11 protein-coding genes and 1 pseudogene are annotated in these 10007 nt (G+C 47.5%); 4 read left to right on the top strand and 8 right to left on the bottom strand.

Features of this window, described 5'->3' with window-relative positions; all coding sequences use genetic code 11:
* From folP to AC1WIP_RS06345, 4 genes are all read right to left on the bottom strand, one after another.
* Positions 1–636: dihydropteroate synthase (gene folP, locus AC1WIP_RS06360; protein ID WP_481141054.1), on the bottom strand; the 636-nt coding region annotated here is incomplete at its 3' end.
* A 38-nt stretch (positions 637–674) separates the two neighbouring features.
* A complete protein-coding gene (locus AC1WIP_RS06355) occupies positions 675–1157 on the bottom strand; it encodes an HD domain-containing protein (RefSeq protein WP_481141053.1) in 483 nt (160 codons plus the stop codon).
* A 39-nt stretch (positions 1158–1196) separates the two neighbouring features.
* Complete coding sequence (folE, locus tag AC1WIP_RS06350; protein ID WP_481141052.1) at positions 1197–1754, bottom strand: GTP cyclohydrolase I FolE; 558 nt, start codon at positions 1752–1754, stop codon at positions 1197–1199.
* On the bottom strand, positions 1741–3054 hold the full coding sequence (locus AC1WIP_RS06345) for a bifunctional folylpolyglutamate synthase/dihydrofolate synthase (protein ID WP_481141051.1): 1314 nt from the start codon (positions 3052–3054) through the stop codon (positions 1741–1743). Before AC1WIP_RS06345 ends, folE begins: the two co-directional genes overlap by 14 nt.
* A gap of 86 nt (positions 3055–3140) precedes the next feature.
* On the opposite strand from AC1WIP_RS06345, the gene AC1WIP_RS06340 reads away from it, so the two are divergent.
* A complete protein-coding gene (locus AC1WIP_RS06340; RefSeq protein ID WP_481141050.1) occupies positions 3141–3590 on the top strand; it encodes a putative ABC transporter permease in 450 nt (149 codons plus the stop codon).
* 47 nt (positions 3591–3637) lie between these two features.
* Here AC1WIP_RS06340 and AC1WIP_RS06335 read toward each other — a convergent pair whose 3' ends face one another.
* Complete coding sequence (locus tag AC1WIP_RS06335; RefSeq protein WP_481141049.1) at positions 3638–4012, bottom strand: PH domain-containing protein; 375 nt, start codon at positions 4010–4012, stop codon at positions 3638–3640.
* A 202-nt stretch (positions 4013–4214) separates the two neighbouring features.
* Between AC1WIP_RS06335 and AC1WIP_RS06330 the strand changes: the two genes are divergently transcribed.
* The 3 genes from AC1WIP_RS06330 to AC1WIP_RS06320 all read left to right on the top strand — a co-directional run bounded on the left by AC1WIP_RS06330 (position 4215) and on the right by AC1WIP_RS06320 (position 6244).
* Entirely contained in the window at positions 4215–4754 is a 540-nt protein-coding gene (locus AC1WIP_RS06330; RefSeq protein WP_481141048.1) for a nitroreductase family protein, read from the top strand.
* A gap of 123 nt (positions 4755–4877) precedes the next feature.
* Positions 4878–5816 carry an aspartate carbamoyltransferase gene (pyrB, locus tag AC1WIP_RS06325; RefSeq protein WP_481141047.1) on the top strand — a complete coding sequence of 313 codons (939 nt, stop codon included), beginning with the start codon at positions 4878–4880 and terminating at the stop codon, positions 5814–5816.
* Complete coding sequence (locus AC1WIP_RS06320; RefSeq protein ID WP_318704834.1) at positions 5810–6244, top strand: aspartate carbamoyltransferase regulatory subunit; 435 nt, start codon at positions 5810–5812, stop codon at positions 6242–6244. The genes pyrB and AC1WIP_RS06320 overlap by 7 nt, the downstream gene beginning before the upstream one ends.
* A gap of 61 nt (positions 6245–6305) precedes the next feature.
* Here AC1WIP_RS06320 and AC1WIP_RS06315 read toward each other — a convergent pair whose 3' ends face one another.
* The 3 genes and pseudogenes from AC1WIP_RS06315 to AC1WIP_RS06305 all read right to left on the bottom strand — a co-directional run.
* On the bottom strand, positions 6306–8315 hold the full coding sequence (locus AC1WIP_RS06315; RefSeq protein ID WP_481141046.1) for a sensor histidine kinase: 2010 nt from the start codon (positions 8313–8315) through the stop codon (positions 6306–6308).
* A gap of 20 nt (positions 8316–8335) precedes the next feature.
* A pseudogene (locus AC1WIP_RS06310) lies at positions 8336–9029 on the bottom strand (response regulator transcription factor).
* A 96-nt stretch (positions 9030–9125) separates the two neighbouring features.
* Positions 9126–10007: putative ABC transporter permease (locus tag AC1WIP_RS06305; RefSeq protein ID WP_481141045.1), on the bottom strand; the 882-nt coding region annotated here is incomplete at its 5' end.

Below are 10007 nucleotides of genomic sequence, written 5' to 3'. Positions count from 1 at the left end.
GCTGCAGCCCAAAAGAAGAGGGTAGCCAAAGGCATTTAACTCCTCCAGACGACGGATTACCTCCAGATTCTGCTCATAGGTCTTGCCAAAGCCTACACCCGGGTCCAAAATAATTTTTTCATCTGCAATCCCGGCCTTCTGCGCAATCTCTATGCTCTGGGCCAGCTCCTCAGCCACCTGGAACATGAAATTTTCATAACTTGTGTTATTTCTATTGTGCATGAGGCAGCACGGGAGTCCGCTCTTTGCAATAACATCTGCCATTTTTTCATCAAATTTCAGTCCCCAGATATCATTGATCAAATCCGCCCCCGCCTCTATACCTGCCGCAGCCACCTGGCTTTTATAAGTATCCAGGGAAACAGGCACGTCAAAATTTGCCTTTATGGCCTCGATCACAGGGGCTGTTCTCTCAATCTCCTCCTGGTCAGTAATCATAGTATATCCCGGCCTGGTGGACTCTCCTCCGATATCCACAATGTCCATTCCCTCAGACAGCATTTCCTCCACGCGGCCAAGGGCCTTATCCAGATTATTCCATTTTCCTCCGTCTGAAAAGGAATCCGGCGTCACATTTAAAATTCCCATAATATAGGTGTGATTCTTCGTATCAAATTCTCTATTTCCAATCTTCATATTATTTTTGAAGCCTCCCTACAGCATCTATTCCCTGCTCAATATTTTACTTTCTTGTTTTTCTTATCTGCCTTCCAATTACAGTCCGGCTCCGCTTCACAGGCAAAGCAAGGTCTGCTGGCTTTGTCTGCTCTATATAGAATTCCACTCAAATTCTTTTCCTGGGCTGTGCTTTTTTCTCTATGCTTCAAAATTGCTTGTGTAATAACAGTTGTTTCTTCTTGATCATAGCCGCAGTCCTGCAGTATTTGGGGCGCAATCCTTCCACTTGCAAGCTCATGGGGCGTCCCATCCTCATATTGAATATGCTTCCCCATATCGTGCAAAAGTGCCGCCGCATAAATCCAGTCTCTTGGAATCTCAAGGCCCTCCTCTAGGCTTATAATTACTCCGATTCTGGCTACATCTAAAAAATGCGTCATATCATGGCGGCAGAAACGCCTTTCGGCTTCTTCCGCCTGATTCTGACGCAAATGATACAAAAATAAAGGGTGCTCTATTATTTTATCAATTCTATCCATGTGATTCACCTGCTCCATGCGCTCACCGTTTCCTTCAGCCTATGCCTTTACCATCTGGAAAAACCGGTTCTGCAGTGTATCGTCCTGCTCAAAGACACCTCTTACCGCTACGCTGACCGTTTTACTGCCTGGCTTCTTTACTCCCCGCATGGTCATGCACATATGCTCTGCCTCCACCATCACCATAACTCCCTGGGGGCTTAGATGTTCCATCACTGCATCGGCAATCTGCGCCGTCATCTGCTCCTGAATCTGCAGCCGCTTTGCGAACACCTCAACAGTCCTGGCAAGCTTGCTCAGTCCCGTCACCTTTTTATTGGGGATATAGGCAACATGAGCCTTTCCGAAAAAGGGCATCATATGATGCTCGCAGGTGGAATAAAACACAATATCCTTTTCCAAAACCATATCGTTGTGTTCCACAGAAAAGACCTTGGATAAATGCTGGCCAGGATCCTCATCCCTTCCGGAAAATATCTCTTCATACATACGGGCAATTCTCTCCGGCGTCTCGCGGAGCCCTTCTCTTTCCACATCCTCGCCTATGCCCTCCAAAAGGAGCTCCACTGCTTTTTTTACTTTTTCATGATCTATCATTTTTACTGCCTTTCTGTGAACGCTTTTCCACAATCTTTATCATCCTGCCAAGATAGGACAAAGAGCCGAAGGAAAGAATCACATCCTCTCTCCCCGCCAGAAGATAGCTCATCTCCACAGCCTCCTCCAGGCTGTCCGCCGCAGTCACATTGGGGTGCACCAAAGAGGCTTCCACAGCCAGATCATAGGCGGGCAATGCCCTTGCGTTTTCCAGCGGCGTCACTGTGATAATCTGATCCGCATATTGATAAGTGACCGCAAGCATCCCGGTATAATCCTTATCCCTCAGCACTCCTATAATAAAAATAATTCTTTTTTGGGGAAAATAAAGAGCTAAGGACTGTGCCAGCTGCTCTGCCCCCGCCTTGTTGTGAGCCCCATCCACGATAAACCAAGGTTTTTTTGCCACAACAGTAAAACGCCCTGGCCACAGGGTCTGCAAAAGTCCCTGGCGCAGCGCTTTTTCTTTCACGCAGATGCCCTGTTTTTCCAGAGCCTTTGTCGTTTCCACTGCAAGAACCGCATTTTCAATCTGACATTTGCCTGCAAGGGATATCTCAAGCCTCCTATATCCTCCGTAGTCAAAACGCTGCCTCTCTATACCATATCGTATCTGACTGGCAGTGTCAACATCGGCAGTCCTCAGAGGACAGTGCTTTTCCTGGGCAATGTGGGCAATGACCTCCATAACCTCCTCTTTCTGCCTTGCAGAAATTACATAACATCCGGTTTTTATAATCCCGGCCTTCTGTGCCGCTATCTCTCCCAAAGTGCGCCCTAAAAATTTCATGTGGTCCATGCTGATGGGAGTAAGAACCGCTGCAAGAGGAGGCGGAATCACATTGGTGGCATCCATGCCCCCTCCCATTCCTGCCTCCAGCACTACCAAATCACATTCCATCTTTTGAAAATACCAAAATCCCAGAGCTGTCTCCACCTCAAAGGAGGTAGGATGGGGCATTCCCTCCTTCTGCATTTCATCACATGCGTTACGCAATAGCTCCACCCCCTGGCAGAGCGCCTTTTGGGTAATGGGCCTTCCGTTTACCGCAATACGCTCCCGATAGGAAAAAAGCACGGGGGAAACATAGCTTCCCACCCGGTATCCCTCACACCTTAATATAGTGGATAGATAGGCTGTTACCGAACCTTTGCCGTTGGTGCCGGCCACATGAATAAATCTCAGCGTATCCTGAGGATTTCCTATCCGTCCGCAAAGCGCTCTGATGCTGTCGAGCCCCGGCACAATCCCATATCCTCCAATGGCTTCCATATAAGAAAGGGCTTCTTTATAAGTCAAATTCCACACCGCCTCTCTTCGGGTCTTTTGCTGATTTTTTCATTGTTCTTCGTATATTTCTCCAAAAGCGGGAAACACTTTATTTCATGAAAAAAGCATTCAAAACCTTCTTACACAACTTTATACGCTGCGGCATCACCGGCTGGTGCATGGAAATCCTTTTTACCTCTCTTGACTCCTTCCGCCGCCGGAACATGAAGCTTCAGGGCAACACCTCCGTCTGGATGTTTCCCATATACGGCTGTGCTGCCTTTCTGGCTCCTTTGGGCAGGCTTCTTTCCAAAAAGTCCGTCTGGGTCCGGGGGCTTACCTATATGAGCCTGATTTTCTCCACCGAATATATCACCGGCAGCCTCTTAAGCCGCCGCACCTTGTGTCCCTGGGATTATGGACGCAGCCGCTGGAATATCAAACGGCTGATCCGCCTGGACTATGCGCCCTTTTGGTTCCTTGCAGGACTTTTGTTTGAAGGGCTTACCTCCTCCGCCGCAAAAGACAGGACCGATAACGGTCCCGTCTTGTCAAATTCTCATTAATTATATCTCCGGTATGTCCTGTAAATCGTGACATCCCTTTTCTTTTGCTACAGCATTTCCCCTTCGTCCCCATCTCCGGAGCCGATATCCAGCATATTCACCGTGCGCCTTTTCATTCTTGCTTCCTCAGACTGTTTTAAAATAAAGTCTTTCAAAGCCTTGGAATTGCGGATATGCTCAAGGACCAATCTGGGATGGGTGGTGTCCCCTGTGTAGCAGACCACAGTCCCCATGCCAAATATACGCTCAATCAGGCTGGCCGTATGCTCCACGTCCTGTACCTTATACATATAACAATCGTTCTCAACCTTTTTCAAAAAGCCTGCCTCTATGGTAATCATGTCCTCTTTTACGATATACTTCGTAAAGGTAAAGGGCAGACCTAAGAAAAGCCATCGCTTTCTTTCTACGAATTCTATCATATCCTATCCCTTCCCGCTCCTTTCCCGCGCATCAACAATCTCTGAAAAATTCTTATGCTACTTATTATAGTAGATATGATCTTTTTATGCAAAACCTTTCTTTCAAAATGCCAAAAAATTTGTCGATTTTTTTCTACGCTTTCGATTGAAAGTATAAGCTGGAAATGGTATGATAATAAAAATACGTAAAGGAGGGTAACGTATGACTGCAAAAGAATGTATTACCGGACGGAGAAGCATCCGCCAGTTTACCGATCAGCCTGTATCCCATGAAATACTTTCACAGATCGTAGAAACTGCCTCCTATGCCCCCAGCTGGAAGCATACACAGATTGTACGCTATATTGCCGTGGAGGGAGATCTGAAGCAGAAGCTTTCCAAATGCACCTCCGGTTATCCTAAAAATGGCGAGATCATGGAAAATGCGCCGATGGTTATCGCAGTTACCATTATCAAGGGCCGCAGCGGCTTTGAGAGAGACGGCTCTTATACCACAAACCGCGGTGATTCCTGGCAGATGTTTGATGCCGGAGCTGCCAGTGAAGCTTTTTGTCTGGCTGCCTGCGATCACGGCCTCGGAACCGTTATCATGGGTATTTTCGATCAGGAGGAGGCTTCTGCTCTTTTACATATTCCAGAGGAGAGAGATTTGATTGCTCTGATTCCCATCGGGTATCCCGCAGAAAGTCCTGCTGCTCCCAGACGCAAGAGCGTTGAGGAGCTGTTATCCTTCCAAGAATAACAAATAACAGTCGAAGAGATTTTCTCTTCGGCTTTTCCATGTCCGGCAGACCGCCCTTGGGCAGACTGCAAAAAGCCCAAATACTGATTATGCGCTGAAAAATGCGCAGGAATGGAGATTAAAATGAGACACCTGATGAGTCCACTTGATTTTACAAAGGAGGAGCTGGACAAGATATTTGACCTGGCAGGCGACATCGAAAAGCATCCAGAGAAATATGCCCACGCCTGCAGTGGAAAAATTCTGGCCACCTGCTTCTATGAACCCAGTACACGTACGCGCTTAAGCTTCGAATCCGCTATGACAAGGCTGGGCGGACAGGTCATTGGTTTTTCCGATGCAGCCTCCTCCTCCGCTTCCAAAGGAGAGAGCGTATCCGACACCATCCGCATCATTTCCTGCTATGCAGATATCTGCGCCATGCGTCATCCCAAGGAGGGCGCTCCCATGGTTGCCGCAGAGAAGTCCACTATCCCTGTCATCAATGCCGGGGATGGCGGCCACCAGCACCCCACCCAGACCCTCACCGATCTGCTGACCATCCGAAGCCTAAAGGGACGCTTAAACGACTTTACCATCGGATTGTGCGGAGACCTGAAATTCGGACGTACGGTGCACTCTCTGATCAATGCCCTGGTGCGCTACAGTGGCATACGCTTTCTTTTTATCTCCCCGGAGGAGCTTAAGGTGCCGGATTATATCACTGATATGCTGAAGGAAAAGGGCATCCCCTATGAAGAGGTAATTCGTCTGGAGGATGTCATGCCCAGACTTGATCTTCTCTATATGACCCGTGTGCAAAAGGAGCGTTTCTTTAATGAAGAGGATTATGTGCGGTTAAAAGACTTTTATATCTTAAATGAGGAAAAAATGAAGCTGGCAAAAGAGGACATGCTGATTCTCCATCCTCTCCCCCGGGTCAACGAAATCTCCGTAGAGGTAGATGAGGACCCCAGAGCCGCTTACTTTAAACAGGCCCAGTACGGAGTGTATGTAAGAATGGCTCTCATCTTGACCCTGTTAAATATTCAACCCCTGCCGGAAGGAGGCACATCATGCTAAATGTTGGAAAAATCGAAGAGGGCTTTGTCTTGGATCACATCAAAGCCGGCAAAAGCTTAAGCCTTTACGAGCACTTACAGCTGGATAAGCTCGACTGCACTGTGGCCATTATCAAAAATGCCCGCAGCAATAAAATGGGCAAAAAGGATATCCTGAAGGTAGAATGTGATTTGAACCAGCTGAATCTGGATGTACTGGCTTTTATTGACCATAATATCACAGTCAATGTTATCAAAAACGGTGAGATCGTCTCCAAGGAAGAGCTTTCTCTTCCAAAGCAAATCAAAAATGTGATCAAATGCCGCAATCCCAGATGTATCACGTCCATAGAACAGGGGCTTCCCCACATTTTTATTCTTGCAGATGAAGAAAAGGAGGTCTACCGCTGCAAATACTGTGAAGAAAAATACACAGAATCTGCAAAGTAGACGCTCTCCCATTCACCGAAAGAGACTTTGGCGGTAAACAGCTTACCGCCAGGTCTCTTTTTCAGCTTTCGTTTTGCAGCAGAGGAAACCGCAGAATCACTTTAAACAAGTCACCATCCGTCACAATCTCCATTGATCCCTTCTGCAGCTCCGTGAGACTTTTGGCAATGGAAAGCCCAAGGCCGTTTCCTTCCATATGTCTCGATTTATCTCCCCTGACAAATCGCTCCTCAAGCTCCTGGGGCGAAAGCTCCAGCGCATATTTGGACATATTTCGGAACAGAATGACCGCGTTTTCTCCCGTACACTCCACATTCAGATACACTCTGGAATTTTCCTGGGCATACTTATAGATATTGTTAAACAGGTTGTCAAAGATTCTCCAAAGATGTCTGCCGTCGGCTAAAATGCGCACCGCTTCCTCCGGCCGTCTTACAATCAGCTCCAGCTGCTTTTCTGCGAAACGCTGACCATACTCTCCCACCGCTTGTGAAAGCATCACTCCAATGTCACAGGGGGTAAGATTCACCTCAAGATTGCCTGTGGTGGCTTTGGAGGCCTCCACAAGATCCTCCAGCAGCTTTTTCAGCCGTCTTGACTGGCGGAGCAAAACCTCCGCGTACTCCTTCACCTTCTCATTCTCCAGCCTCTCGCTGCCTATCAGATCCGCATAGTTAATAATGGAAGTCAAGGGTGTTTTCAGGTCATGGGAAACATTCGTTATCAGCTCTGTTTTCAAATGCTCGCTTTTCATGCGTTCCTCCCCCGCTTTTCCGATCCCCTCTCCAATGCGGTTCAGATTTTCCCCATGCTCCTTAAAATCCAGAATCATTCTGGAGGTATCCACATGATAAGACAAATCCCCTCTGGCAATGGCTCTGCTTCCCTGCAAAAGCTTCTGAAACACCAGCGCAATATATAATACTCCCAAAAACAATACAATTTTTTCCAGCAGCCAAAGAAAGCACAGCATACCCGGATGTAACCGTAAGCCAAAGCCCAAAATCCCAAAAAGCTCCACAACACAAATTGCGCCAAAGGCCAGCACCACGTTCAGTACAAGGGGAATTTTCCCTGCCAGCCAGGCCAAAGTTCCCACAAGCTTTTTTACTGTCCGGAAAAAAAACCGGAGCACTCTGTAGACAATGGTGTTTCTCCAAAATTTTCCAAGCTTTAAACGCAGGGCAAATTCCATACAGAAAATAGTACACCACACTACCTCCAGCGTTCCCACAATCAGCACGGAAAGCGCAAACATTTCCACGGAGTAATTCATAAAGGAATAGACAAGTATAAGCCCCAGAAAAGCCACAAAGCCAAAGGCCGCCGTCAAAAGATCAAGGGGAAGCTCTGTGAGCACTCCAGGCCCCACGCCTTCCCGCCCGTTTTTATGTCCCGCACTGCACATCAAAAAGATAAAGGAAAGGCAAAATACCACAATGCAAAGCAGCGCAATTCCCGGCAGGACGCTCCGCAGTTCATAGAGTATATCCGCATTATGTGCGCTGACCTGATAACCGTCTCCTATGGGAAATTCCGGGTCCACATAGAGATAGACAGCATACTCCGCATATTCCGGCTCCTCCACAGCTTCCCTGTCTGCATCAGTCTCCGGGACATCTTCTCTGGTCCATTCCGCTGGAATGACATTCAGGCTATTGTAGACATAGGGCGTATCTGTGCCATCATAGCAGCTCCACACCAGCTCCCCTTCCAGATACAGCTCTGCACTGCTGTTTCGGCCGGCGAAATAATCCCCCATATCTTCTTCCAGCATTCCAGAGAGGCTTTCTTTGAGGTTTCCCTGTAGGGCCTCAGCCTCCCTTCTAAGAGAAACCTGTTCCAGGGCCATGCGATAATAACTCTCCGCCACATCCAGATCCTCTCTCACGCTTGTCCAGATCAGCGCATCCACCATCTCCTTCTTGCTGCCGTAATTAGGCCCATACATCCACAAAGCTGCCGCTGCAGATGCCAGTCCCAGAACAAAGCTGACTGCCAGCAGAAAAAAAGCCGCAACTCTGACTCCCGTGCTTCCCGTTAATCTCCTGTCACCTTTCCTCTTGCTCATATTGCCTCCGTTTTCCCTTCTTATTCTTTCTTTTCACATTTGTAGCCCTGGCCCCATACCACCTTTCAAATATCTGGGCTCTGCGGGGTTAATCTCCAGTTTCTCCCGCAGGTGTCTGATATGTACCGCCACTGTGTTTTCACTGCCATAAGGCAGATCGTTCCAGATTTTCGTGTAAATCTCCCTGGGGGAAAATACCTGTCCCGCATGCTCCATCAAAAGCTTTAAAATTTCATACTCCGTAGGCGTAAGAGAAACCTCCTCACCGTCCAGGGTAACCAGCTTTTCCTTATCATCCAGCTCAATGCCCCCAACCTTGAGAATATCTGTCCTTATTTTCCCACTGCCCAGCTGCATATAACGCCGCAGCTGGGATTTCACTCTGGCAGCCACCTCTACAGGGTTGAAGGGCTTTGTTACATAATCGTCCGCCCCCACATTCAGTCCCAGAATCTTGTCCGTATCCTCACTTTTTGCAGTGAGCAGAATAATGGGAACATTGCTTCTTTCCCGTATTTTTACCATTGCGGATATCCCGTCAAGCTCAGGCATCATAATATCCAAAAGCACCAGATGAATCTCATTCTCCTCGATCACCCGCAAGGCCTGCTTTCCGTCAAAGGCCTCAAACAGCTGATAGTTTTCATCCTGCAGATAAATTTTTAGTGCATTTACAATATCCTTCTCATCGTCACATATTAATATGTTGTACATTTCTCACCCTCCTGCTTTTGATTTTACCAAAATGCTTCTTAACAAAAAACAAGCCAAGTGTTTAAGATTTCTTTAACTTGGCTTGCTTCCCTCTCCTTATTTTCTCTTTTTTTGAGAATTTTTCTTCAATTCCTCCAGCGCTTCCTTAAACTTCTCGGAGCTCATAGTCGGATTGGAACGAATCAGGCCCTTTTGGAAAAAGTCCTTAAGCTTTCCAAGACGGCTGCGATAATCCAGACTGCTTTTATATTTCACCTTCAGATCGAAAATTTCCTCCTTCACGCTGTCCAGATACGCATTGGGTTTTGTCTGCGCCAGATTCTTCAATTTTTCCAATGTCTCATCAATCTGGGCCTTCACATCCTCCATCCGCATGGAGATTCCTTCTGTGATCTCGCCCTTGCGCTGAGCCAGACCGTCCGCAAATTGACTCTTACGGCTGGACCAATCCTCTTCCGTCAGAGCAATAATCACGTCCAGACGCTTCTGAATACGCATCATTTCTTCCTTGGCCCTCTCCATCTGCACCAAAATATCCCGCAGGTCCAAAGCCGCCTTGAAGGAAAGTGCAAAATCCGCACAAATATACACCGAAAGCAAAAACGTTATAATTCCCAGATATCTGCCAGGTATGGACAGCACCAGCCGCTCTACGGGCTTATGGATCACTTCTGTCATAAGAATCGTCAGCCCTCCCCAGGCCAGTGAGGAGCCGAGACAAATATGTCCCTGAAAATTAAATTTATTTTTGGAATAATCCCAATACCGAACCTTAAAGAGCGCCTCCATTGTCACACCAGTCACATCTTCCAGAACCGTTGCTCCCAGACAGCCGGCAATATATACCAAAACCAAATTTTCCTGAAAGGGCTTGGAAACCACCAGCATCATAATTGCCCCGCAGCCGTACAGCGGCAGAAAGGGTCCCCGCATAAATCCCCTGTTCACCAGCCTTTTAGACTTTAAAGACACATAGGC

The organism is Acetatifactor sp. (genome assembly GCF_982438285.1).
This window is presented reverse-complemented; position numbering and strand designations above follow the sequence as displayed.

Excerpts from the sequence above, each read along its gene's own strand:
- AC1WIP_RS06355 (WP_481141053.1), bottom strand. The coding sequence starts at position 1,157 with ATGGATAGAATTGATAAAATAATAGAGCACCCTTTATTTTTGTATCAT.
- folE (WP_481141052.1), bottom strand. The coding sequence starts at position 1,754 with ATGATAGATCATGAAAAAGTAAAAAAAGCAGTGGAGCTCCTTTTGGAG.
- AC1WIP_RS06340 (WP_481141050.1), top strand. The coding sequence starts at position 3,141 with ATGAAAAAAGCATTCAAAACCTTCTTACACAACTTTATACGCTGCGGC.
- AC1WIP_RS06335 (WP_481141049.1), bottom strand. The coding sequence starts at position 4,012 with ATGATAGAATTCGTAGAAAGAAAGCGATGGCTTTTCTTAGGTCTGCCC.
- AC1WIP_RS06330 (WP_481141048.1), top strand. The coding sequence starts at position 4,215 with ATGACTGCAAAAGAATGTATTACCGGACGGAGAAGCATCCGCCAGTTT.
- pyrB (WP_481141047.1), top strand. The coding sequence starts at position 4,878 with ATGAGACACCTGATGAGTCCACTTGATTTTACAAAGGAGGAGCTGGAC.
- AC1WIP_RS06320 (WP_318704834.1), top strand. The coding sequence starts at position 5,810 with ATGCTAAATGTTGGAAAAATCGAAGAGGGCTTTGTCTTGGATCACATC.
- AC1WIP_RS06315 (WP_481141046.1), bottom strand. The coding sequence starts at position 8,315 with ATGAGCAAGAGGAAAGGTGACAGGAGATTAACGGGAAGCACGGGAGTC.